The 22,097-nt window shown below is 70.5% G+C and carries 23 protein-coding genes; 4 read left to right on the forward strand and 19 right to left on the reverse strand.

What is annotated here, in order from left to right; translation table 11 throughout:
• Window positions 1-115: 115 nt before the first annotated feature.
• Genes ABIE44_RS18825 through ABIE44_RS18855 form a run of 7 tightly spaced genes read right to left on the reverse strand, consistent with a single transcriptional unit; the run spans window position 116 to window position 10,554 of the window.
• A complete protein-coding gene (locus ABIE44_RS18825) occupies window positions 116-1,495 on the reverse strand; it encodes a metallopeptidase TldD-related protein (protein ID WP_354438307.1) in 1,380 nt (459 codons plus the stop codon).
• Complete coding sequence (locus ABIE44_RS18830; protein WP_209714104.1) at window positions 1,495-3,033, reverse strand: TldD/PmbA family protein; 1,539 nt, start codon at window positions 3,031-3,033, stop codon at window positions 1,495-1,497. Before ABIE44_RS18830 ends, ABIE44_RS18825 begins: the two co-directional genes overlap by 1 nt.
• Before the next feature lie 24 nt (window positions 3,034-3,057).
• Window positions 3,058-6,048, reverse strand: coding sequence for an AAA family ATPase (locus tag ABIE44_RS18835; RefSeq protein ID WP_209714102.1), 2,991 nt, complete (start codon window positions 6,046-6,048; stop codon window positions 3,058-3,060).
• Window positions 6,048-7,202 (reverse strand): exonuclease SbcCD subunit D, encoded by a 1,155-nt coding sequence (locus ABIE44_RS18840; RefSeq protein ID WP_209714101.1) that lies wholly within the window; start codon window positions 7,200-7,202, stop codon window positions 6,048-6,050. The genes ABIE44_RS18835 and ABIE44_RS18840 overlap by 1 nt, the downstream gene beginning before the upstream one ends.
• Window positions 7,203-7,239: 37 nt before the next feature.
• The gene (locus ABIE44_RS18845; RefSeq protein WP_354438308.1) at window positions 7,240-8,088 is read right to left on the reverse strand and encodes a formate dehydrogenase accessory sulfurtransferase FdhD; all 849 of its coding nucleotides are present in this window, start codon (window positions 8,086-8,088) and stop codon (window positions 7,240-7,242) included.
• Window positions 8,085-9,059 (reverse strand): ERAP1-like C-terminal domain-containing protein, encoded by a 975-nt coding sequence (locus ABIE44_RS18850; protein ID WP_354438309.1) that lies wholly within the window; start codon window positions 9,057-9,059, stop codon window positions 8,085-8,087. Before ABIE44_RS18850 ends, ABIE44_RS18845 begins: the two co-directional genes overlap by 4 nt.
• The gene (locus ABIE44_RS18855; protein WP_354438310.1) at window positions 9,049-10,554 is read right to left on the reverse strand and encodes a M1 family metallopeptidase; all 1,506 of its coding nucleotides are present in this window, start codon (window positions 10,552-10,554) and stop codon (window positions 9,049-9,051) included. The genes ABIE44_RS18850 and ABIE44_RS18855 overlap by 11 nt, the downstream gene beginning before the upstream one ends.
• 34 nt (window positions 10,555-10,588) lie before the next feature.
• Here ABIE44_RS18855 and ABIE44_RS18860 point away from each other — a divergent pair, with 34 nt between their 5' ends.
• Complete coding sequence (locus ABIE44_RS18860) at window positions 10,589-11,050, forward strand: OsmC family protein (protein WP_209714098.1); 462 nt, start codon at window positions 10,589-10,591, stop codon at window positions 11,048-11,050.
• Here the strand turns inward: ABIE44_RS18860 and ABIE44_RS18865 are convergent.
• The 6 genes from ABIE44_RS18865 to ABIE44_RS18890 all read right to left on the reverse strand — a co-directional run bounded on the left by ABIE44_RS18865 (window position 11,034) and on the right by ABIE44_RS18890 (window position 15,008).
• Entirely contained in the window at window positions 11,034-11,732 is a 699-nt protein-coding gene (locus tag ABIE44_RS18865; protein ID WP_209714097.1) for a peptidylprolyl isomerase, read from the reverse strand. The genes ABIE44_RS18860 and ABIE44_RS18865 overlap by 17 nt on opposite strands.
• 69 nt (window positions 11,733-11,801) lie before the next feature.
• Window positions 11,802-12,638 (reverse strand): aldo/keto reductase, encoded by an 837-nt coding sequence (locus ABIE44_RS18870; protein ID WP_209714095.1) that lies wholly within the window; start codon window positions 12,636-12,638, stop codon window positions 11,802-11,804.
• 170 nt (window positions 12,639-12,808) lie between these two features.
• On the reverse strand, window positions 12,809-13,756 hold the full coding sequence (locus tag ABIE44_RS18875; protein WP_209714093.1) for an alpha/beta hydrolase: 948 nt from the start codon (window positions 13,754-13,756) through the stop codon (window positions 12,809-12,811).
• A 141-nt stretch (window positions 13,757-13,897) separates the two neighbouring features.
• Entirely contained in the window at window positions 13,898-14,422 is a 525-nt protein-coding gene (locus ABIE44_RS18880; RefSeq protein ID WP_354438311.1) for a GNAT family N-acetyltransferase, read from the reverse strand.
• A complete protein-coding gene (locus ABIE44_RS18885) occupies window positions 14,419-14,652 on the reverse strand; it encodes a phage terminase large subunit family protein (protein WP_209714091.1) in 234 nt (77 codons plus the stop codon). The genes ABIE44_RS18880 and ABIE44_RS18885 overlap by 4 nt, the downstream gene beginning before the upstream one ends.
• The gene (locus ABIE44_RS18890) at window positions 14,652-15,008 is read right to left on the reverse strand and encodes a cupin domain-containing protein (protein WP_209714089.1); all 357 of its coding nucleotides are present in this window, start codon (window positions 15,006-15,008) and stop codon (window positions 14,652-14,654) included. The genes ABIE44_RS18885 and ABIE44_RS18890 overlap by 1 nt, the downstream gene beginning before the upstream one ends.
• Window positions 15,009-15,219: 211 nt before the next feature.
• On the opposite strand from ABIE44_RS18890, the gene ABIE44_RS18895 reads away from it, so the two are divergent.
• Window positions 15,220-15,735: a M15 family metallopeptidase gene (locus ABIE44_RS18895; protein ID WP_209714087.1), complete on the forward strand. Its 516-nt coding sequence runs from the start codon at window positions 15,220-15,222 to the stop codon at window positions 15,733-15,735.
• A 79-nt stretch (window positions 15,736-15,814) separates the two neighbouring features.
• Window positions 15,815-16,138, forward strand: coding sequence for a hypothetical protein (locus tag ABIE44_RS18900; protein WP_209714085.1), 324 nt, complete (start codon window positions 15,815-15,817; stop codon window positions 16,136-16,138).
• Here ABIE44_RS18900 and ABIE44_RS18905 read toward each other — a convergent pair.
• From ABIE44_RS18905 to ABIE44_RS18925, 5 genes are read right to left on the reverse strand one after another with little or no spacing between them, the layout of a single operon-like run.
• Window positions 16,131-18,497 carry an ATP-binding cassette domain-containing protein gene (locus ABIE44_RS18905; protein ID WP_209714083.1) on the reverse strand — a complete coding sequence of 789 codons (2,367 nt, stop codon included), beginning with the start codon at window positions 18,495-18,497 and terminating at the stop codon, window positions 16,131-16,133. The genes ABIE44_RS18900 and ABIE44_RS18905 overlap by 8 nt on opposite strands.
• 49 nt (window positions 18,498-18,546) lie before the next feature.
• Window positions 18,547-18,996 (reverse strand): pyridoxamine 5'-phosphate oxidase family protein, encoded by a 450-nt coding sequence (locus ABIE44_RS18910; protein ID WP_209714081.1) that lies wholly within the window; start codon window positions 18,994-18,996, stop codon window positions 18,547-18,549.
• Window positions 18,993-19,604, reverse strand: coding sequence for a glyoxalase (locus tag ABIE44_RS18915; RefSeq protein WP_209714079.1), 612 nt, complete (start codon window positions 19,602-19,604; stop codon window positions 18,993-18,995). The genes ABIE44_RS18910 and ABIE44_RS18915 overlap by 4 nt, the downstream gene beginning before the upstream one ends.
• Window positions 19,601-20,014, reverse strand: coding sequence for a VOC family protein (locus tag ABIE44_RS18920; protein ID WP_209714077.1), 414 nt, complete (start codon window positions 20,012-20,014; stop codon window positions 19,601-19,603). The genes ABIE44_RS18915 and ABIE44_RS18920 overlap by 4 nt, the downstream gene beginning before the upstream one ends.
• 10 nt (window positions 20,015-20,024) lie before the next feature.
• The gene (locus tag ABIE44_RS18925; RefSeq protein WP_209723020.1) at window positions 20,025-20,396 is read right to left on the reverse strand and encodes a helix-turn-helix transcriptional regulator; all 372 of its coding nucleotides are present in this window, start codon (window positions 20,394-20,396) and stop codon (window positions 20,025-20,027) included.
• Window positions 20,397-20,553: 157 nt separating this feature from the next.
• Here ABIE44_RS18925 and ABIE44_RS18930 point away from each other — a divergent pair, with 157 nt between their 5' ends.
• Window positions 20,554-21,024 carry a VanZ family protein gene (locus tag ABIE44_RS18930; protein ID WP_209714075.1) on the forward strand — a complete coding sequence of 157 codons (471 nt, stop codon included), beginning with the start codon at window positions 20,554-20,556 and terminating at the stop codon, window positions 21,022-21,024.
• On the opposite strand, the gene ABIE44_RS18935 is transcribed toward ABIE44_RS18930, so the two are convergent.
• Window positions 20,932-22,095: a zinc-binding dehydrogenase gene (locus tag ABIE44_RS18935; protein ID WP_209714073.1), complete on the reverse strand. Its 1,164-nt coding sequence runs from the start codon at window positions 22,093-22,095 to the stop codon at window positions 20,932-20,934. The two genes, ABIE44_RS18930 and ABIE44_RS18935, sit on opposite strands and share 93 nt — an antisense overlap.
• Between the last annotated feature and the right edge of the window lie 2 nt (window positions 22,096-22,097).

The following is a 22,097-nucleotide window of genomic DNA, read 5'->3' on the forward strand; positions in this document are numbered from 1 at the left end:
TGCCTCCTGGCTGGGTGAGGAGCCCGAGCGGGCTCCCCCGCAACGTAGTGGCCCCGGTCACACCTCCGGCAGTCTTGTACTCAATCGCGGTTACTGGTAGGTAACCGCCGGGCCCTCAGAGCGCCTGGGAGACCGAGCTCATGTTGAAGTCGGGGATCCGCAGCGCCGGGGTCGCGGTCCGGGAGAAGTAGTCGTCGCCCCACTCGCGGCCGAAGCTCGGCACCGTGGCCGACGCCGCGGTGAACCGCTTGAGCAGGTCGACGGGGGACTCGTTGAACCGGAAGTTGTTGACCGCGCCGACGATCTCGCCGCCCTCGACCTTGTAGACGCCGTCACGGGTGAGCCCGGTCAGCAGGAGCGTCTGCGGGTCGACCTCGCGGATGTACCAGAGACAGGTGAGCAGCAGGCCGTCCTCGAGCCCTGTCACCAGGTCGCCCTCGGAGCCCGAGCCACCGGCGACGTCGAGCACGAGGTTGTCGATGCCGGGGGTCGTCGCCAGTCCGGTGAGCCCTGCCGAGTGCCGTGTCTGCAGCAGCGAGGTCAGCACGCCGTCAGTGATCCAGGACGTCGGACCGAGCGGAAGACCGTTGTCGTAGACGCTGCTGTCGTTGCCCGAACCGCTCGCGATCACGAACGGCGCGGCGCCGAGGCCCGGGTAGCCGGGGTCCGAGTGCAGGGTGACCCGCGGGTCGACGATCTGCTCGCCGACGCGGGTGCCTCCGCCGGACTTCGAGTACACCGTCTGACCGTCGTGGGCCACCCGCGCGCCGGCGCTCCAGTACGCGTCGATCATGAGGTCGGCCACGGCTCCGGGGGGCAGCACGGTGTCGTAGCGTCCGGCCGGCAGGTCGATGCGCCGAGCGCCCCAACCGATCCGGGTGGCGACGTCGGCAGCCATCCTCGCTGCGGAGACGTCGGAGAAGTCGCGGGTGGCACCTCCCACCCACGCGCTGGTCGAGAGATCGGTCGGCTTGCCGGTGCAGCCGTAGTGGCCGGTCGGCTGGACGTGCCGCAGCCTCAGGCCGGTGCTGGACCCGAGGTAGGTGGTGGTGACCTCGTGGTTCACGAAGCCGTAGAGGATCCGGTCCTCGGCCTCGGCGCGCTCGAACTCGCGCCCGAGCTCGGTGGCGAAGTCGCGGTAGACCTCGATCGAGGTGGTCTCGGCCGGGTCGTCCCAGTCTGCGGCGGCGCCCTCGGTGAGCAGGTCGGCGCGGTCCTCAGCAGGCTGCGCCAGCAGAGCCGCGGCGTCGGCCTGGGCAACGAGGTCGGCGACCTGCTCGGGGGAGGCGGCCGTGCCGCTCACCGACGCGTTGCCGTCGCCGGCGAAGGCGATCACCGTGACGCCGATGCTGTGCATGACCCCGTTGGTGGTCAGGGTGTTGTTCGCCCACCGCAGGTTCGCGCTGCTGGAGTCCTGGACGATGACGATGCACGCCGGTGAGGTCGAGGCGTCGAGCGCGTGCTCGACCAGGTGCTGGGGCTTGACGAGCGCCATCAGATGTCCTCTCCTTCGCCGCCCTCGGCGGCCACGTTGAGCACGTTCACGTCCCGGAACAGCGCGCTCGGGCAGCCGTGGCTGACCGCTGCGACCTGGCCCGGTTGGGCCTTGCCGCAGTTGAACGCCCCGCCGAGCACGTAGGTCTCCGGGCCGCCCACGGCACTCATCGAGTTCCAGAAGTCCGTGGTGGTCGCCTGGTAGGCGACGTCGCGCAGCTGTCCGCGCAGCTCGCCGTTCTCGATCGCGTAGAAGCGCTGGCCGGTGAACTGGAAGTTGAAACGCTGCATGTCGATGGACCAGGACTTGTCGCCGACGATGTAGATCCCGCGCTCGACCTGGCTGATCAGGCCGGCGGTGTCGGGGCCGTCGGGGTCCGGTTGGAGACTCACGTTCGCCATCCGCTGGATCGGGATGTGCCCGGGGGAGTCGGCGTAGGCGCACCCGTTGGAGCGACCACCGTTCAACGCCGCACCGAACGTGTGCGCCATCGGGCGGTCGAGCTGGTACCCCACCAGGACTCCGTCCTTGACGATGTCCCAGCTCTGGGCGGCGACGCCCTCGTCGTCGTACCCGATGGTGGCCAGGCCGTGGGTCTGGGTGCGGTCCCCGGTGACGTGCATGAGGGCCGAGCCGTACTGCAGCGTGCCGAGCTTGTCCGGTGTCGCGAACGACGTGCCGGCGTAGTTCGCCTCGTAGCCCAGGGCACGGTCGAGCTCGGTCGCGTGGCCGATCGACTCGTGGATGGTCAGCCACAGGTTGCTGGGGTGGATGACAAGGTCGTAGGTGCCCGCCGTGACGCTGGGGGCCGAGAGCTTCTCGTCGAGCAGGGCCGGGAGCTCGGCGAGCTCGGCCCCGAAGTCGTAGCCGCCGTCGACGAGGTACTCCCACCCGCGACCGACCGGCGGGGCGATCGAGGCCATCGAGTCGAAGCGGTCCCCGCGCGAGCCGTGCACCTCGATCGACGGCATCAGCCGCACCCGCTGCTGGGTCGTGCTGGTGCCGGCCAGGTCGGCGTAGAACTTGTTCTCCAGCACCTGCTGCAGGCCGCCGGTGGCGTGCTCGACGACGTCGGCGGCGAGCAGCGTGCTGGTCCAACCGCGGAACAGGTCGACCTTCTCCCCGAGCGGTACGTCCCACGGGTTGATCTCGTACGCCGAGGACCAGGCGACGTCGTCGTAGAGCGGCTCGGTGGCCAGGTCGACTGGTCGCCGGGTCATCTCGGCCGCCACGAGTGCGACGTTCACCGCCTGCTCGGCGACGGTGATCGCCTCGGAGCTGGTGAGCAGGACCCCGGACGCGAAACCCCAGGCCCCGCGGTGGATGACGCGCACGGCGAAGCCGAGGTCCTCGACGTCCTCCGCGCCTTGCAGGCTGCCGTCGCGGACCGAGAAGTGCTGGTACCGCACCCGCTCGAAGCGGAAGTCGGCATGGGTGACACCAAGGTCACGAGCGCGGGAGAGCGCGGCGTCGGCCAGCTTCCGGAACGGCAGGGCGGTGAACGTCGGGTCGATCGGCGCGGCGTCGTCGGCACTCATGCGACGACCCTACCGAGGGCACCGTCACCCTCCGGACAGCACCGCGCGCAGTGTCGAGCCCGAGCGGCCCTTGCTGACCTCGAGCTGGGTCGCGATCCGGCTGCGCAGCTCCGGCACGTGGCTGACCAGGCCGACCACACGTCCGCCGTCCCGCAGCCGGTCGAGGGTGTCCATGACGTCCTCGAGGGTGTCGGCATCGAGAGACCCGAAGCCCTCGTCGATGAACAGGGTGTCGATGTCGGTCCCGCCCGCCTCGTGCGCGACGGTGTCGGCCAGGCCGAGTGCCAGCGCGAGGGACACGACGAAGGTCTCGCCGCCGGACAGCGTCGCGGGATCGCGGTGCACGCCGTTCCAGTCGTCGCGCACCCGCAGGCTGAGCCCGCCGCGCTGCTCGCCGTAACCCCGGTCGTCGGTGTGCTCGAGCGCGTACCGCTGGTCCGACATCGCAGCGAGGCGCTCGTTGGCCGCGTCCACGACCTGCCGCAACCGCTCGGCGAGCACGTACGCCGCCAGCCTCATCCGCTGCGGGTTGTCCACGCTCTTGCCCTCGACCAGGGCGGCCAGTGCGGCCACGGTGCGGTGGTCTGCCCGCAGGGGAGCCCACGCCTCGAGTCTGGTGCCGAGCTGGGAAGCGAGCGCCGTCAGCCGCTCGCAGCGCGCCGTCGCCGCGGAGTAGGCCGACGCCGCCGCTCGCGCCACGGCCGCTGCGGACTCCACGGCCGCCTCCAGATCGGGCAGCGCCAGAGGCAGCTGCTCCAGCGCGTCGAGCACGTCCGGGTCAGCGAGCGTCGCGCGCGCGGCGTGCACGGCCAGGTCCGCCTCGGCGAGCAGGTCCTCCGCCTGCCGGAGATCCTCGGGGGCGAGCAGCGAGGCCACCGCGGCCGCGGGGTCCTCGAAGCCTGCGTCGGCAGCAGCGCGCCCCAGCTGCTCGAACAGCTGGTCGGCCTGGTGCTGCGACTCCTGCGCACGCTGGAGGTCGGTGGCGGCCCTCTCGAGGTCGCTCACCCGGCGGGCCCGGAGACCGATGATCTCCGCCAGGGGCATGGTGGACGTCTCGGCGTCTGCGGACCCGGACGCGGCGAGCACGGACTCCCACTCGGTAGCGATCGCCTCGTCGAGCTCGGCGATACCCGCGAGCTCGGTCTGCAGAGCCGTGCGCTCGAGCAGCGCCGAGGCGAGGTCGGCGCGCGCACGCTCGAGCCGGTCACGGCACGTGGCCTCGTGCGCAGTCAGCACGTCGAGTGCGGCCGCCAGCGGCTCGAGCCGCTCGGCCTCGTCCCGGGCGGACGCGAGCTGATCGGCGAGACGCTCGCGGTCCAGCCCGGCCAACCGGAGCTCCAGCCCGCTCAGCTCACCCTCGAGTGAGGCTACCTGGACCTGGCGAGCCTGGAGCTCGAACTCGGCGTCCTCGAGCTCTTTGCGGGCCTGGTCCTCCTCGGCACGGCCGACGCCGTTGCTCTGGCTGCGCGCCGGAGCCGGGTGGGACGCGCTCCCGCAGACCGGGCACGAGCACCCGCTGGCCAGCTGGCCGGCGAGCTCGCCGGCCATGTTGTTGATCCGTGCCTCGCGCAGGTCGAGGTAGTGCTCGCGGGCCCGCTGCGCCGTGCTGGTGGCGCTGAGCACGTCGGTCCGGGCCGCGGTCAGCTCGAGTCCGAGCAGCTCCGCCCGGCGTGCCTCGCCGAGCGAGGTCTCCAGGGCGTCCACGCGCGCCAGCGCCAGGGGGTGCCTTGCCGCGGCGGCTCGAGCCTCGTCGGTGGCAGCAGCTGCCTCCGCGATGACCGCGGGCTGATCCGCGATCACGAGCTCGAGCTCCGCGACCCCTGACTCGACCGCCCGCAACGTCGAGCGCACCTCGTCGGCGCGGGCACGGGCCTCGAGCCGGGCGGTCTCCCGAGGGGTGAAGGCGACAGCGGTCGCGTGCGCCGCGCGGGCCCGACCGAGCGCGTCGTCCAGGCTTTCCGCGGGGAGGGTCCACGCCGACCAGGTGGTGCGTGCGGCGGACGCTGCGCGCTCGGCCGCGTCGTGGCTGCGGGCGAGCGCGGTCAGGGGTGCAGCACGATGGTGGTCGAGCGTGCGAGACCGGAGCTCCTCGAGCTCGTCGGCGCGTGCTGCCCACTCCGCGACAGCAGCTTCTGCCCGGGCGCCTCGTGCACGGAGCTCGCGGAGCCGCTGCGCCTCCTCGAGGCGGGTCGTCGCCCGGAGAAGATCCGCATCGGCCACCTGCGAACGGGCCGCGCTCGTGGCCTTCTGCCCGGTGGCCGCGGCGGTGCCGGCAGCGACCCAGCGCTCGAGGTCGCCGTTCTCGAACGCGGTACCCAGGTCGGCGAACCACTCCTCCTCGACCTCGGACCCGCTCGCCTCCCGCAGACGGTTCACCGTCTCCAGCACGCTCTCGCCGGCTGCTTCGCTGGCGCGACGGGCACGGGTACGGCGCTCGACCAACCAGTGCTCGATGCGTTCGTAGCGATCGGTGCGGAACAGCTGCTGGAGGACGGCGTGCCGTTCAGCCGACGTGGCCCGGAGGAACGCCTGGAAACGGCCCTGGGGAAGCAGGGCGACCTGGTTGAACTGCGCGCAGGTCATGCCGAGGAGATCGCTGACCAGCAGACCGGCGTCGTCCAGCCGGTTGGTCAGCACGGTCCAGGAACCGTCGCGCAGCTCCTCGACCAGGACGTGCGCCTGCACCTTCGTCTCGCCGGTGCCGCGCAGCTTGGGACGCATCCAGGCGGGGGAGCGGGTGAAGAGAAGCTCGCGCTCACCGATGCTGAGCCGCAGCCTGACCTCCGGAGCCACCTGGGGGGCGGCGTGGTCGCTGCGCAGGTGCTTGGCGCCGGCGCGGTCGCCGGGCACCTGCCCGTAGAGCGCGAAGCAGACGGCGTCCAGCACGCTGGTCTTGCCCGCTCCGGTCGCTCCGGTGAGCAGGAAGAGGCCCGCGGACGAGAGCTCGTCGAAGTCGACCTCGACGGTGCCGGCGAAGGGGCCGAACGCGGTGACCGACAGGTGGTGGAGGCGCATCAGGCTCGCACCCGCACGTCACCGTCGGGATCGAGCGCGCACGCCTCGCAGGCGTCACGCAGCAGGTCGGACTCGGCCGCGCTGGCCGGCTCGCCCCGGACGTCGGAGACGAAGGCCAGGGCGATCTCGTGGTCGCTGCGCCCGGTCACGACCCGGCGGCGGGAAGCGCCGGCCGTGGTCGGCGGGGCGAATTGGAGCGCGACCACGTGCTCGAAGCGGGCCTGCAACCGGGCCATGGCCTGGGCTGGACGGACGGGGTCGGTGATCGTCGCCTGGACCCAGGAGTGCTCGTCGGCGTCGTACCGGGTGCTGGTGAGCAGCTCGTCGATGGTCCCGGAGATCCGGGCGAGCGGCCGCGGCACCGGCGCGGCGACGAACTCGGTCGCTGCGAGTCCCTCAGCGCCCAGATCGACCAGCCAGGTGCCCTTGAGGTGATCGGCCTCGGAGAACGAGTAGGCCAGTGGGGAGCCCGAGTACCGTACCGACTCGGTCAGGGTGTGCCGCCCGTGCAGGTGGCCGAGCGCGACGTAGTCGATGCCGTCGAAGAGAGCGGTCGGGACGGCGGAGACCCCGCCCACGGCGATGTCGCGCTCGCTGTCGCTGGTGGTGCCGCCCATGACGAAGGCGTGCGCCAGGACGACGGAACGGACCGGTCCCCGCGCGGCGAGGTCGGCGTTGATCCGCCTCATCGCCTCGCCCAGAGCGGCCTGGTGGGACCTGGTCGAGAGGTCCCAGTGCCGCTTGGCGTGGTCGGGTTCGAGGTAGGGGATCCCGTACACGGCCACCTCGCCGTGCTCGTCCGGCACGAGCACCGGTTCCGCCACCCGGTCGAGGTGCGTCCGGAGGTGGAACCCGGCCGCGTCGGCCAGCCGGGAGTTGAACCCTAGACGCTGGGCGGAGTCGTGGTTGCCACTGGTCACGACGACGCGGGCGCGCGACGCCGCGAGCCGCGCGAAGGCGTCGTCGGCCAGCGCGACGGCGTCCACCGGAGGCAGCGCGCGGTCGTAGATGTCGCCGGCGACCACCACCAGGTCGATCTCGCGGTCCTCGATCAGGCCGAGCAGGTGGTCGACGTACGCCGCCTGGTGGGTGAGCATCGACTGACCGTGGAACTGGCGCCCGAGGTGCCAGTCTGAGGTGTGGAGGATGCGCACGTCCTCACCGTAGGAGAGGGCCCCGACAAACGTCGGTTCACACGCCGAACCGGGCGCCTCCGGCATAGACGACGAACCGGTCCGGGCGGGTGAAACCGACCAGACCGACCCCGGCCTCGGACGCCAGGCGCACCGCCAGCGAGCTGGGTGCGCCGACGGCGACCACCGCGCCGATGCCGGACACGACCGCCTTCTGCACCAGCTCGAAGCCGACCCGGCCGCTGAGCACCAGGACACCGGGGACGCTCGCTCCGGCGAGGATCCTGCTGCCGACGACCTTGTCGACCGCGTTGTGACGCCCGACGTCCTCGCGCACGACGACGAGCTCGCCGCCCTCGGTGAACAGCCCCGCGGCGTGCAGACCGCCGGTGCGCTCGAAGACGCCCTGGTGCTCGCGCAGCGCCTGCGGGAGCGCGCCGACGACCGCGGCGCCGATCACCGGCCCGGGCTGCCCGGGCTGCCCAGCCTGCCCGGCCGGCACGTCGCGCAGCACGTCCGCGATCGACTCACTGCCGCAGACGCCGCAGGCCGAGCTCACCAGGCGGCTCTCGGGCAACCGCAGCGGCGCTCGGTCGCTCTCGACGGTGACCACGTTGAACTCCTCGAGGTCGCTGAGGTCGGCGTCGGTGCAGTAGCGCACGGCGGAGACGGCGTCGCGCGCGAGGACCTGCTCGTGCACGAGCCACCCGACGGCCAGCTCGAAGTCGTGTCCGGGAGTGCGCATGGTCACCCCCGCGCGCCGAGCCGGGGCGCCGGGCCAGGCCAGCCTGATCTCGAGGGGCTCCTCGGTCGCGAGCCGGTCCTCGTGGTGGGTGGTGAGGTCGGGACGGACCTCGGTCACCCGGGTGCGGACGGTCGGGCCGGGGCGACGTTCGCGTGCTGTCACGCGTACCGCTCCCGCGCGCGCAGGCGGCACCGGACCTCGTCCCCGGCATCGATCAGGACGCGCCGGATGCTCGGGTTGAGGTCGGGATCGCCCAGCAGCGCCTCGGTCCGCGCGAGTGTGGCGTCGTCGTCCTGCGTGATGGGGTAGAAGAACAGGGCGCCGTCGGCGAGTCCCCAGCCGGTGCGCACCGCCGTGGTGGCGGCGACCTCGTCGAAGAAGCGTTCGGCGTACGGAGCGACCACGGCGTCCTGGCCGCGTCCCCAGAACCCGGTGCCGATGGCCTCGACCTCGTAGTTCGATGCCGCTGCCTCGCCGGTGAACCGTTGCCAGGCCCACGCCTTCGCGTCGGCATCCGCGAGGCGGGCGTGGCACCAGGCGTGCGCGACCTGGGACTTGGCGTCGTTGGCCGCGGCGAGCTCGCGGTCCAGGTCGTCGGAGTCCGCGAGGCCGAGAGTGGTGCGCCGCTTGAGGACCCGCCAGCGGAGGTCGGCATCCGGAACCAGCCCGCCGGGTCCGGCGCCTGCCAGCACCTCCTCGAGGTACTCGTCCGAGGACGCCGTGGAGATGGACGCGCGGACCGCCGCGAGCTGCAGGTCCGACCCGCGCTCGGCGGAACCCGCGCGCTGCAGGAAGGCCGCGTGCAGGCGTTCCCGCGCAGCCTGCGGATCGCGGACGACGGCGAGCAGCTTCTCGTGCACGACGCCGCGGGTGCCCTCGCCGTCGTCGCCGACCCAGGTGCCGATCGCCCCGATGGCGACGTCCTGGTCCTCGGTCGGGATCCCGGCACACAGCAGGTCGACAGCGGCGTCCGGGTCGAGACGCGCGTGGTGGACGCCGTTGCGCAGCGTGATCCACACGGACGCCCGCAGGAGCGGGTCGGTGATGCGGGGGAGGAGGGCGGGCAGCTCGGCGGCGCTGACGGGGTCGATGGTGAGATCGGCCCAGGCCTCCACCTCGGGATCAAGGATCACCGGCGCACCGCCGGGCAGCTCGAGGGGGGTGTGGTCCTGGGAGACGGTGACCTCGGAACGTTCCCAGGTCGACCCGGGTCCAGGTGGCGACACCGAGCACGTGGGTCCGGTCGACGGGCTGACCCCCCGGCGGGGTGCGGCGCAGCGAACCCGTGGCCCGGTCCAGCTCGATCCGATCCAGGCCGGCGGTGCGCAGCCACGCCCCCGTCCACGCCGTCAGGTCGCCGGCGCCTGCCCGCTCCCAGGAGTCGAACAGGTCGCGCATCGTGGCGTTCCCGAAGCGGTGCCGCTCGAAGTGGTCCCGCACGCCGCCGAAGAAGACGTCGTCGCCGACCTGGTTCGCCAGCTGGGTGAGGACGGCATGACCCTTGGAGTAGGAGATGCCGTCGAAGTCCTGCAGGGCCGCGTCCGCGTCGAGCGCCCCGTTGCCCGCGACCGGATGGGTGGACGGGCGCGAGTCCGCGGTGAGACCCCAGTTGCGGCGGTCCGTCGCCGCCCACACGAGCGCGTCGTCGAACTCGGTGACCTCGCCGGCGACCCGGTTGCCCATGTACTCGGCAAAAGCCTCGTTGAGCCACAGGTCGTCCCACCACCGCGGGGTGACCAGGTTGCCGAACCACTGGTGCGCCATCTCGTGGGAGACCGTCGTCGCCCGCTGGATCCGGGTGCTGCGGGGCACCCGCGAGCTGAACAGCAGCGGGTCGCGGAACGTCACGCACCCGGGGTTCTCCATCGCGCCGGCGTTGAACTCAGGCACGAACGCCTGGTCGTACTTCCCGAACGCGTAGCGGATCCCGAACAACCGGTGGAACTCGTCGAAGCACTGCTTGGTGATGGTGAACAGCTCGTCGGCGTCGGCGTCCAGCGCCGGCGCCAGGGAGACGCGGCTCAGCAGCCCCAGCGCGATGCCGTCGTGCTCGTCGTGCAGGCGGTGGTACGGGCCGGCGACGAGGCTGACGAAGTACGTCGAGAGCGGTTCGCTCCGATCGAACTCCCAGCGCCCCGGCTCGACCTCGCGGCCGGCCGCGTTCGCGGTCACGTTCCAGTCCTCGGGGGCGGACACGTGCAGCGTGTACGGCGCTTTCAGGTCGGGCTGGTCGAAGCACGCGAAGACCGACGGGGCCGCGCTCATGAAGCTCATCTGGTAGACGTACGTCCGGCCGTCGGCCGGGTCGAGGGAGCGGTGCAGGCCCTCGCCGTCGTTGCGGAACCCCATCGTGGCCTCGACCACGAGCTCGTGGGCACCCGGCGCCAGCGACAGCGGGTAGCGCCCGTCGTCCAGGGCGTCGACCGGCAGCGAGGCACCGTCCAGGACGATCGACTCCAGCGAGACCGGCTTGAGGTCCAGGAAGGTCTCCCCGCCCTGGGACGTCACCCCGATGACGGTGCGGCTGGCGAAGGTGCTCTCGTCGCGCAGGTCGAGCGTCACGTCGTACGACGTCACCTCGAGCAGGTCGAACCGGTCCCGGGACTCACTCAGCTGCAGACTGCGCACGTCGGCCAGCCTAGCCACGTGGCAGGCTGGCCCCATGACTGAGGACCGCCCCGATCCCCGCCCCGACCTCCGGACCGTCGAGCTCACCCGGATCGGCGAGAGCCGCTACAAGGCCACCAACGTGCGCGGGGGAGTGCTCCCGATCGGGCGGGGCCAGGATCCCGACTTCACCCCGGTCGAGCTGCTCCTCGCGGCGATCGCCGGGTGCAGCGCCATCGACGTCGACCTGATCACCGGCAAGCGTGCGCAGCCGACGGACTTCGACGTGCACGTCGAGGGGGACAAGGTCCGTGACGAGAACGGCAACCACCTGACCAACCTCAAGGTGACCTTCGACATCACCTTCCCCGAGGGCGAGGCCGGCGACGCCGCGCGGTCGGTCGTCCAGCGGTCCATCGAGCAGTCCCGCGACCGGCTGTGCACGGTCAGCCGCACGGTCGCCCTGCCCACCCCGGTCGAGATGGTCCAGGGGGGAGCGGCTACTTCACCGACGTGATCTTCACCGGGGTCTTCGGGGCGCCGTCCGGAGCGCCGTCGGCGGTTCCCGCGGCTCCGATCGCCTTGAGGACCTTGAGGCCGGCTGCGTCGGTCTTGCCGAACACCGTGTACTCCGGGGGCAGCGGCGAGTCCGCGTAGATCAGGAAGAACTGCGAGCCGCCGGAGTCGGGCGCCGGGGTCTTCGCCATCGCGACCAGACCGTTGGAGTAGGTGCACGCTCCGGTTGCGTCGCACGGCTGCAGGCGTGGGTCGTCGGGCACCAGCTCGTCCGCGATGGTGTACCCCGGACCCCCGGTTCCGGTACCGGTCGGGTCGCCGCACTGGAGCACGTAGATGCCGCTGGTGGTGAGCCGGTGGCAGGTGGTGCCGTCGAAGTAGCCCTGCTTGGCCAGCGAGAGGAACGAGTGCACCGTGCACGGTGCCTGCTCCACGTCGAACGTGATCGGGATGGCTCCCGCACTCGTGGTGATCGTCGTCCGGGTCGCTGCGCTGGGGTCGCTGAGCTTGGCGGGGAGCTGAACGGGCTTGCTGGCCTCGCCGTCCTTCGGGTAGCTGCAGGAGACCCCGCCGTTCCCGTCGGCCTTCGGCTCGCTGGAGGAGGACTTGCCGTCGGAACCGCAGCCGGCGGCGAGGGCGAGCGGGACAAGGGCGAGGAGCGTCAGGGCGCGCAGTCGGGACATGCGCTGATGGTAGCCAGGGAAGCACGAAGGGCCGCGGACACCGGTCCGCGGCCCTTCGAAAGAGCTGGGCTACATCTCGTAGTGCTCGTTCGGGTCGCCGTCGAACCAACGACCGTCCTCGCGACCGAGCGAGGAGATCGCGTCGACCTCGTCGTCGCTGAGCTCGAACTCGAAGATGTCACCGTTGGCCAGCTGGTTCTCCGGCTTGGTGGACAGCGGGATCGGAACGGACCCGAGCTGGAAGTGCCAGCGCAGGACGACCTGGGCCTCGCTCACGCCGTGCGCCTCCGCTGCGTTGCGGATGACGTCCTCCTCGAAGAGGCCCTTGGTGCGTGCCAGCGGGCTCCAGGCGACCGTGCGGATGCCGAGCGAGTCGTGCACCGCGCGGAGCTCCTCCTGCGGGAAGTACGGGTGCATCTCGATCTGGTTGACCGCGGGGACGACGCCGCTGGTGTCCATGATCCGGTCGAGGTGCTCGGCGGTGAAGTTCGAGACGCCGATCGTGGTGACCAGACCGTCGCGCTGCAGGTCGACCAGCGCGCGCCAGGCCTCGCTGTACTCGTCACGCTTCGGGTTCGGCCAGTGGATCAGGTGCAGGTCGATGTGCTCGAGGCCGAGACGACCGAGCGACTCGTGCGTGGAGACGATCGCGTCGTCGTACGCGTGGTGCCGACCGGGCAGCTTGCTGGTCACGCGGAACTCGGGGCGGGGGACACCCGAGCGGCGGATGGCTTCGCCGACGGTCATCTCGTTGCCGTAGTTCACGGCCGTGTCGATCAGGCGGTAGCCGGCCTCGACGGCCGACAGGATCGCGTCCAGGCCGTCCGCTCCCTGGAGCCCGGTCGTGCCGAAGCCCACTGCCGGGAGCTCGGTGCCGTCGTTGAGGTCATAAATCGGGATATCCATCAAACTTCTCACGTTTCTGCTCGCGGGCTTCAACACGGATCACTCAGCCACGTCGTCGTGCGTTCTCTCCCCAGCGGCCGGGTTCAGGGCAACCCTAGCGAGGTTGGGCGTCCGTGTAACGCATTCAGGCCGGTAGATTTCGGACTACTGCGACAAAATGAACGGCGGAGTTACCCGGAGTTCCGCGTCGTTCGGGTCGGATTGGGCAGGATTTCAGGTGATTCCCGCGGCGGCGCCAGGTGCAGCAGAAGGGCTCCGACGACGACGTTCAGCGTGCTGCGTGCTCCCGCGGGGCCGGCTTCGAGGAAGTAGTGGTCGGCGCCGCGCACCACGTGGTGCAAGGTCTCGACCCCGTGCTCGCGCAGCCGTACGGCGTACCGGTCGCCCTCGGCGCGCAGGAGGTCGTTCTCGGCGGTGATCACGATCGCCGGCGCCAGACCCGTGAGGTCGAGGGCACGGACGGGGGAGGCGTACGGGGACTGCCGGGCCTCGACGTCACGGAAGTAGGTCTGCCGGACCAGGTGCAGCAGGCCGGCGGTGATCATCGGGTGCTCGATCGTCGCCTTCTTGGACACGATCGGCTCGGCGACGTCCAACGAGGGCACGGCGAGCAGCTGGCACGCGGGGGAGAAGGAGCCGAGGTCCCGGGCCTGGAGCGCGGCTGAGGCAGCCAGGTTGCCCCCGGCGCTGAAACCTCCGATGGCGACCCTGCTCTCGTCGATCCCGAGCTCCTCGCCGTGGGTGGCGACCCAGGCAGCGACGTCGTGGCACTGCTCCTGGGCGACCGGGAAACGGACCTGCGGCGCGACGTCGTAGTCGACGTTGACCACCAGGGCGCCGGTCTCGGCCGCGACGATCCGGGCGAAGAAGTCGTCCATCTGGGGGTAGCGCATCAGGAACGCGCCGCCGTGGAAGTGCACGTACGCCGGCCGCAGGGACGTGGTGGCGACGGACGGTCGGTACACGTCGCACCGCACCAGGCCGTGCCGCGTCGGGACCTGGATCGAGGTCGGGGCGGGCAGGTCGGTCCCGCTGTAGCGATGGTTCTCGCCGTAGCTGACGGTGCGGGGCGCCGACTTCTGGATCAGCCAGGCGCGCGCGTCGTGCAGGAGACCCATGACCTTCCCTTCGTTGCTGCGCGCCGATCGGATGGAAGCAGCGCCTACCTGAGATGACGACGGGAACGCCTTGATCCAACGTCACCCGCAGGAGGGCGTGCGCGGACGACTAGACCGCTGCGTCGCCGGCAAGGGGAGAGCTCAGAGTGCGTCGCGGTCGTGCAGCAGCAGCTGGAACAGCACGTGGTCCTGCCACCTGCCGGCGATGTTGAGGAAGCCCGGAGCCAGCCCGTACCGGACGAAGCCGAGCTTCTCCAGGACGCGCTGGGAGCCGGTGTTGTGCACGAGCGTTCCGGCCTCGAGCCGGTGCAGACCGAGCTCGTCGCGGGCGTGGTTGACCGCTGCGGCTGCGGCGCGCGTCGTCAGGCCGGTGCCCTGGCGCTCGTGGTCGATCCAGTAGCCGAGATTCGCGCTCTGCAAAGGGCCCCGAACGACGTTGGAGATGGTCACCCGGCCGACGATCGCGCCGTCCTGCTCGATGACGAACGGGTACTCCGTGCCGGCCCGGAGGCTGGCGACCTGGCGTGCGATGACGTCGCGCTGGCCTTCGAGGGTGAAGTAGGAGTCGGGACGCACCGGATCCCAGGGCGCGAGGTGCTCCCGGTTGGCCCGGAGGAGCGCTGCCATCGCCTCGGCGTCCTCGGGTCTCACCAGGCGGATCGTCACGGGGCCGGCTCCCGGACGACGTCGACCATCCCGGAGCGGCCGCACCCGGGGCAGGTGCTCCGGATCTTCTTGCCGGTGGAGGAGGCCTTCCAGCGGACTCCGCCGAGGTCCCAGTAGCTGGTGCGCACGCCGCAGGACGGGCAGTGGACGACCCAGGAGCGCGATTCCCGCTCGATCTCCGCGGCGCGGTTCCCGGCGAAACGCAGCACGAGGCGCTGGGTGAGGCTCATCAGAGAGCCTCGACGACTGCTGTCAGGGGCCCACCGGCGCTGCCCGTGTTGACGACGCCACGCGGCTCGATGAGAACCGCGTGCACCTCGTCCTGGGCGACCGGGCAGTGCTCGACACCCCGGGGCACGACGTAGAGCTGGCCAGGTCCCAGGACGACGTCGCCGTCACGCAGCTGGATCGTGAGAGTTCCGGACAGCACCAGGAACAGCTCGTCGGTGTCGTCGTGCGTGTGCCAGACGAACTCACCCTGGATCTTCACGACCTTGATCTCGTAGTCGTTCAGCGTGGCGACGCGCTTGGGCGACCAGTGCTGGGTGAACAGGCTCAGCTTGTCGGCCAGGTCGACGACGTCCATGAGGACAGCATGCCAGGACTGGTAGGAGGGATGCCGATCGGTGCATGTTGACATAATGTCCCTTATCGGCGACCTATCTACGCGCAGGAACCCCTTCTGGAACGTGTTCTGACCTGGTTGGCCCTGAGAACGAGTCCTGCTGCACCTACGGCATGCAACCACGTACCTGCGACGGATCCGTGCGCCGCGCGTGGTTCCTAGCGTCGAGGTCATGAAGTTCTTCCTCCTGCTGGCCGCGGGCGCACTCGTCGCCGGCTGCACCGTCCCCATGACCATCCAGACCGTTCCGGAACCTTCCTCCGATACTGAAATGGCTCCTCCGGTACCGAAGAAGCACACGGCGCACCGCAAGGGCCTGGACCCCGAGCTGCGCCGGGCTGTCCAGCAGGCCACCAGAGCCGCCGCGGCCGACGGCATCCAGATGAAGGTCACCAGCGGATGGCGCAGCAAGGCTCACCAGAGACGCCTGCTCGACGAGGCGGTCGCTCGCTACGGCAGCCTGGAGGAAGCGCTCAGGTTCGTCTCCACTCCGGACAATTCGGCTCACGTCACCGGGGACGCTGTGGACATCGGCCCGACCGAGGCCGATGTGTGGCTCGAGCAGCACGGCGCCACCTGGGGCCTGTGCCGGATGTTCGCGAACGAGATGTGGCACTTCGAGCTCGCCACGACGCCCGGAGGGACGTGCCCGGAGATGTTGCCGGACAGCAGCTACCGGAATCGTTGATCGCCGGCTCGCGTAAGCAGATCCACTCCGCCCGGGTCTCAGTTGGGTGGACCCGCCGGGTCCGATCTGGGAGCAAACGATGAAACTGCGCTACCTCGTAGGTGCTGGCGCCGTCCTGTCCACGGTCGCCGTCGGCATCAGTACGCCGCCCGCCCAGGCGGTCGACTGGTGCAGCGGAGGCCTCGTCTTCGCGACGCCCAACTATGGCGTCGCGTCCTGCGACCCTGAGGCGAAAGGCACGTACGTCCGCGTCTCGCTGCAGTGCTACCACGTGACGCCCACGGGAACACGCGACCACTACGCCCGGTACGGCCCGTGGGTTCTGCAGAAGCGCGGCTACTCCAGCCGCGCGAACTGCGCCACCGGGGACCGCGGTGAAGGCTGGGGCATCCAGGTCAAGTAGCACCGACGTACGCCGCCAGGTGCTCGCCGGTCAGCGTCTTCTTCTTCGCCGCCACCAGCTCCGCCGGCGTCCCGGTGAAGACGACCGTGCCGCCGTCGTGGCCGGCGCCGGGTCCCAGGTCGATGATCCAGTCGGCGTGCGCCATGACGGCCTGGTGGTGCTCGATGACGATCACCGACCTGCCGGACTCGACCAGGCGGTCCAGCAACCCCAGCAGGTTCTCGACGTCAGCCAGGTGCAGGCCGGTGGTCGGCTCGTCCAGGACGTAGATGTCGCCCTTCTCGGCCATCTGAGTCGCCAGCTTGAGCCGCTGGCGCTCCCCTCCCGACAGGGTGGTCAACGGCTGGCCGAGGTTGACATAACCCAAACCCACGTCCTCGAGCCGTTCAAGGATCTTCTGGGCTGCCGGCGTCGCGGCGTCGCCGTCGCTGAAGAACGCCAGCGCCTCGCTGACCGGCATCGCCAGCACCTCGGCGATGTTCTTTCCGCCGAAGGTGTACTCCAGGACGGCGGCCTGGAACCGCTTCCCCTCGCACTCCTCGCAGGTCGACTCCACGGTGGCCATCACGCCGAGTTCGGTGAAGATGACGCCGGCGCCGTTGCAGCCCGGGCACGCGCCCTCGGAGTTCGCGCTGAACAGCGCGGGCTTCACGCCGTTCGCCTTGGCGAACGCCTTCCTGATCGGCTCCAGGAGCCCCGTGTACGTCGCCGGGTTGCTCCGCCGTGAGCCCTTGATGGCGCTCTGGTCGATGACGACGACGCCCTCCCGGTCGGCGACCGAGCCGTGGATGAGTGAGCTCTTGCCGGAGCCGGCTACCCCGGTGACGACGCACAGGACGCCCAACGGGATGTCGACGTCGACGTCCTGGAGGTTGTGGGTCGATGCCTTGCAGATCTCCAGCGATCCGGTCGACGACCGGACCTCGTCCTTCAGGGCAGCCCGGTCGTCGAGGTGCTTGCCGGTGACCGTCTTGCTCTTGCGGAGCCCGGCGACGGTGCCCTCGAAGCAGATCGTGCCGCCGCCGGTACCCGCGCCGGGTCCGAGGTCGACGACGTGGTCGGCGATCGCGATCGTCTCGGGCTTGTGCTCGACGACGAGCACCGTGTTGCCCTTGTCGCGCAGCTGCAGCAGGAGCTCGTTCATCCGCTGGATGTCGTGCGGGTGCAGCCCGACGGTCGGCTCGTCGAAGACGTAGGTGACGTCGGTCAGCGACGATCCCAGGTGTCGGATCATCTTGGTGCGCTGCGCCTCGCCGCCCGAGAGCGTGCCCGCCGGCCGGTCCAGACTCAGGTAGCCCAGGCCGATGTCGGCGAACGCGTCGAGCAGCGCCTGCAGCCCGGTGAGCAACGGCGCTACCGACGGCTCCTTGAGCTTGCGCAACCAGTCGGCCAGGTCGGTGATCTGCATCGCGCACAGCTCGGCGATGTTCTTGCCGGCGATCTTCACCGAACGTGCCTCGGCCGAGAGGCGGGTGCCGTCGCACTCCGGACAGGTCTGGAAGGTGACAGCCCGCTCGACGAACGCTCGGATGTGCGGCTGCATCGCCTCGACGTCCTTGGAGAGCATCGACTTCTGCATCTGCGGGATCAGCCCGAGGTAGGTGAGGTTGATGCCCTCGACCTTGATCTTGGTGGCCTCCTTGTAGAGGAGGTCGTTGAGCTCCTTCTTGGTGAACTTCTTCAGCGGCTTGTCGGGATCGAACCAGCCGCAGCCGCGGAAGATGCGTCCGTACCAACCCTCCATCGAGTAGCCGGGGATCTTGATGGCGCTCTCGTTGAGCGACTTCTCCGCGTCGTAGAGGGCGGTCAGGTCGATGTCGCTGACGTTGCCCAAGCCCTCGCAGCGCGCACACATACCGCCCAGGTAGACGGCCTCCTTGACGACGTTCTTCTCGACGCGGCCGCCGGCCTTCTCGGTGCTCATCACGCCGCTGGCCTTGCGGGTCGGCACGTTGAAGGAGAACGCCGTGGGTGAGCCGATGCGCGGCTCCCCCAACCGGCTGAACAGGATCCGGAGCATCGCGTTGGCGTCCGTCGCGGTGCCGACCGTCGAGCGCGGGTTCGCGCCCATCCGTTCCTGGTCGACGATGATCGCCGTGGTCAGGCCGTCGAGCAGGTCGACCTCAGGGCGAGCGAGCGTCGGCATGAACCCCTGCACGAACGAGCTGTAGGTCTCGTTGATCATCCGCTGGGACTCGGCGGCGATCGTGCCGAAGACCAGCGAGCTCTTGCCGGATCCCGAGACCCCCGTGAAGACGGTGAGGCGGCGCTTCGGCAGCTCGACGCTGACGTCCTTCAGGTTGTTCTCCCGGGCTCCGGCGACCCTGATCAGGTCGTGGGTGTCGGCGGGGTGGGTCATGGCGCTCCCTCAGTAGTCCTACGGCGGTGCAGCAAGGTTCGAACGATGGTCAGGCCAGCCAAGTTCCCCCACGCATGAGGGTGCGGTCGGCGATCTCGTTGACCTCCCGCCAGGCCTGCACCTGGACCGGGCGGAGCACCAGGAACACCGCTCCCCCTCCCCTGCGTGGGTCCCAGTCGGCCTGGGCGACGTACGCCGCGTGCAGCGCGTCGTCGTGCTCCACGGGAACGACCCGGTCGAGGACCGCGTCGATCATCACCACGTCGCGGGTCGGTCCGACGGCGAGCCGGCCACCCCCGGAGGTCATCAGGTTCTGCGCGGTCACCGACTCCGGGCTGGTCGCGAGCACCACCAGCCCGCCGGTCCAGCACAGCGAGAGCGGCACCAGGTGGGCAGTGCCGTCACGCGAGGAGCTGGCGACCCAGACGTCGATCGCGGGCGTCGCCAGCAAGGACTCGGTGTCGCGGCGCCGCGTGGCCGCGTCGCGGGGCTCGATCACGCGGTCTCCCAGACGAAGCCGTCGGGGTCGGTGAACCCGCCGAGCCCGTTGCGCACCGCGACCCGGTGCGAGCCGGACCCCTCGACCGGTACGCCGGCGTCCTTGGCCGCAGCCTTGCGGGGGTAGAGCGCCACGGTGACACCGGACGTCTCCAGCTCGGCGTACTTGACCCCGAAGCTCTTGGCTGTCCCGACGCCCTGGTCGGCGTAGAACTTCCGGCTGGCCTTGACGTCGGCGACGCCGAGCAGGAGCACGAGGTCCTCGAACGACGTCGCCGCCGGACCGGTGTTCTTCTTCGAGGACGCCGCGAGCTTCCAGACGGTCCCGTCCGGAGCCTGCACGACGGCGCCGTACCCCCAGAAGCTCTTGGTCGCCGCCTTGAGCACCGACGCCCCGGCACCGGTGGCGGCCTCGACGAGAGCGTCGACGTCAGCGGGTTGGCTGCAGACGAGCGAGAGCGTGAAGCCGCGGAAGCCCGAGCTCTCGCCGGCGGTCGCGCGAGCACCGACCAGCCCGGTCGCACCCAGCGCGGACACGAAGGCCTCGGTCCCCGCCACGTCGCCGGACTCCAGCACCACGGTGGTCGCCACCGAGACCGCGGTGCTCATGCCGGCACCTGGTTGATCCGGATCAGGTTCCCGAACGGGTCGCGGACCGCGCAGTCGCGGATGCCGTACGGCTGGTCGATCGGCTCCTGAACGATGTCGACGTCAGCGGCCTGCAGCTTCTCGAAGGTGGCATCGAGGTCGGCGGTCGCCATCGTGAGGATCGCGTAGGTGCCCTTGGCCATCATCTCGGTGATCACCCGCCGCTCGTCCTCGGTGACCCCGGGGTCCGCGGCCGGCGGCGTGAGCACCAGGTTGGTGGACGGCTGGTCCGGGTGGCCGACGGTGAGCCAGTGCATCCCGTTGTAGCCGACGTCGTTGCGCAGCTCGAGCCCGAGCTTGTCGCAGTAGAAGTCGACCGCGGCGTCGCGGTCGGTGTGCGGGAGGAACGCGGAGTGAATGCTGATGTCCATGGCCGCAACGCTAGGGGGCGCTGGCTGTGGGCGCTTCTCGATTCCTGATCGGTCTGGTGACCTGCTTGGAGACGCACGAGGGGATGCCCGAGGACTCGGCCGCCTGCTCGCGGTAGACGCTTGGCGGTACGCCGACGAGCTCGCTGAACCGCGTGCTGAACGTGCCCAGGGACGAGCAACCGACCTCGAAGCAGATGTCGGTCACGCTGAGGTCGCCGCGACGCAGCAGCGCCATCGCACGCTCGATCCGCCGGGTCATCAGGTAGGCGTACGGCGACTCGCCGTAGGCGAGCTTGAACTGCCGGCTCAGGTGCCCTGCCGACATGTGCACCCCGCGCGCGAGTGCTTCCACGTCCAACGGCTGCGCGTACTCGCGGTCCATCCGGTCACGCACCCGGCGCAGCAGCGCGAGGTCGCGCAGGCGGGCGTCGGTGGCGGGGTCGGGCACTCCCGGAGTCTGTCACGCCGGGTACCCAGGTGCCGGCGATCGGTACCTGAGACCGAGCGCTCCGGCCCGGCTGCTTCCTAGCGTCGAGGACATGCACCGCACCGTTGCCGCCGTCCTGCTCGCCGCGTACGCCGTGGTCGTCGCCCGGCTCACCCTGGCCGATCCGTCGGCGGGATCCTGGGCATTCACTGCAGCCGACCGCTTCGCGACCGCCGCAACGGACGGCCGGCTGACCTGGGAGCGCACCGAGGTGCTTGCGAACGTGGCGCTGTTCGTCCCCGCGGCGTTCCTGCTGACCCTGGTGACCCAGCGGGCCTGGCTGAGCGCGTTGCTCTGTCTCGCCGCCTCTGCCGGCATCGAGTACGTCCAGCTGGCCTACCTGCCGACGCGGGTGTCCTCGGGTGCCGACGTGCTGCACAACGCGTACGGCGCGCTGCTCGGCGCCGTGCTCGCCTGGCCGATCGCCGCGCTAGCGCGGAACCGGAGTCGTCGCGCTGCTGGTCGGGTCGATCAGGATCTTGGCGTGCGTCTCGGGGTCCTTCAGGGCGTCGAACGCCCCTGAGACGCCCTCGAGGCCGACGACACCGGTGATGATCGGCTCGGCGTTGACCTTGCCGTCGGCGAGCAGGTGCAGCGCGTCGTGGAACTCCAGCGGCGTGTAGCCGAGGACGAACCGCAGGTCGATCTCCTTGTTGATCGCCATCGACGGCCGGAACCGGTCCGGCTCCATGCAGACGCCGACCACGACGACGCGTGATGCGAGCGGCGCGGTGCTGATGATCTCCTCGATGACGCCGGGGACGCCGACGCACTCGAAGATCACCGGGTGCTTGGGGGTCGCCGCGCCGAGCTTGTCGGCCGCGCGCCAGACCAGGGGCCACGGCACCGGCAGCTTGCCCAGCTTCTCCACGGTGGAGACGCCGAGCTCGAACATCTCCGGCCCACCGACGATGTGCCCGTGCGACGCGGCCGAGGAGTACGGCGACTCCGTGGCCGGGTCGACCACGACGTCGGCCCCGCACGTGGTGGCGAGCGCGCGCCGGCCGGCGGAGAAGTCGCTGGCGATGACCGTCCTCACCCCCTGGGCCTTGAGCATCATGATCACCGCGAGCCCGACCGGCCCGCAGCCGATGACGATCGCCACCTGACCCTTGCCGACCTCGCCCCGACGTACGGCGTGCAGACCGACGGCGAGCGGCTCGGTCAGCGCTGCCACGTCGGTGGCGAGCCCGTTCGGGATCGCGATGCTCAGGGCGTCCTGCACCAGCACCTGCTCGGCGTACCCGCCGGGCGCGTGCACCGAGAGGCCGGTGGTGTGCACCTCGCTGCCCTTGCGGAGCAGCGGGAACGAGACGACGGGCGTACCTTCCTTGAGCCGGCTGCCCCTGCCGACCGCGGAGACGATGCCGGAGAACTCGTGCCCCAGCACCACCGACTCGTTCGGGCGCATGAAGCCGGTGTAGCCGATCTCCGCCGCGATGTCGGCGACCGCGTCGGCGTGGTGGCGGGCGTGCAGGTCAGACCCGCAGATGCCGCACCGGACGACGTCGAGAACGAGCTGACCGTTGCCGGGCGTCGGTGCAGCCACGTCGGAGACGTTGAGCTCGGACTTGCTGACGGTCACTGCTCTCATGC

The organism is Marmoricola sp. OAE513, from assembly GCF_040546585.1.
GTDB lineage: Bacteria > Actinomycetota > Actinomycetes > Propionibacteriales > Nocardioidaceae > Marmoricola.

Bases quoted from the DNA above. Each gene is read 5' to 3' on its own strand.
- ABIE44_RS18825 (WP_354438307.1), bottom strand. From the start codon at position 1,495: ATGGCGCTCGTCAAGCCCCAGCACCTGGTCGAGCACGCGCTCGACGCC.
- ABIE44_RS18830 (WP_209714104.1), bottom strand. From the start codon at position 3,033: ATGAGTGCCGACGACGCCGCGCCGATCGACCCGACGTTCACCGCCCTG.
- ABIE44_RS18835 (WP_209714102.1), bottom strand. From the start codon at position 6,048: ATGCGCCTCCACCACCTGTCGGTCACCGCGTTCGGCCCCTTCGCCGGC.
- ABIE44_RS18860 (WP_209714098.1), top strand. From the start codon at position 10,589: ATGACTGAGGACCGCCCCGATCCCCGCCCCGACCTCCGGACCGTCGAG.
- ABIE44_RS18865 (WP_209714097.1), bottom strand. From the start codon at position 11,732: ATGTCCCGACTGCGCGCCCTGACGCTCCTCGCCCTTGTCCCGCTCGCC.
- ABIE44_RS18870 (WP_209714095.1), bottom strand. From the start codon at position 12,638: ATGGATATCCCGATTTATGACCTCAACGACGGCACCGAGCTCCCGGCA.
- ABIE44_RS18875 (WP_209714093.1), bottom strand. From the start codon at position 13,756: ATGGGTCTCCTGCACGACGCGCGCGCCTGGCTGATCCAGAAGTCGGCG.
- ABIE44_RS18885 (WP_209714091.1), bottom strand. From the start codon at position 14,652: ATGAGCCTCACCCAGCGCCTCGTGCTGCGTTTCGCCGGGAACCGCGCC.
- ABIE44_RS18890 (WP_209714089.1), bottom strand. From the start codon at position 15,008: ATGGACGTCGTCGACCTGGCCGACAAGCTGAGCCTGTTCACCCAGCAC.
- ABIE44_RS18895 (WP_209714087.1), top strand. From the start codon at position 15,220: ATGAAGTTCTTCCTCCTGCTGGCCGCGGGCGCACTCGTCGCCGGCTGC.
- ABIE44_RS18900 (WP_209714085.1), top strand. From the start codon at position 15,815: ATGAAACTGCGCTACCTCGTAGGTGCTGGCGCCGTCCTGTCCACGGTC.
- ABIE44_RS18905 (WP_209714083.1), bottom strand. From the start codon at position 18,497: ATGACCCACCCCGCCGACACCCACGACCTGATCAGGGTCGCCGGAGCC.
- ABIE44_RS18915 (WP_209714079.1), bottom strand. From the start codon at position 19,604: ATGAGCACCGCGGTCTCGGTGGCGACCACCGTGGTGCTGGAGTCCGGC.
- ABIE44_RS18920 (WP_209714077.1), bottom strand. From the start codon at position 20,014: ATGGACATCAGCATTCACTCCGCGTTCCTCCCGCACACCGACCGCGAC.
- ABIE44_RS18925 (WP_209723020.1), bottom strand. From the start codon at position 20,396: ATGGACCGCGAGTACGCGCAGCCGTTGGACGTGGAAGCACTCGCGCGC.
- ABIE44_RS18930 (WP_209714075.1), top strand. From the start codon at position 20,554: ATGCACCGCACCGTTGCCGCCGTCCTGCTCGCCGCGTACGCCGTGGTC.
- ABIE44_RS18935 (WP_209714073.1), bottom strand. From the start codon at position 22,095: ATGAGAGCAGTGACCGTCAGCAAGTCCGAGCTCAACGTCTCCGACGTG.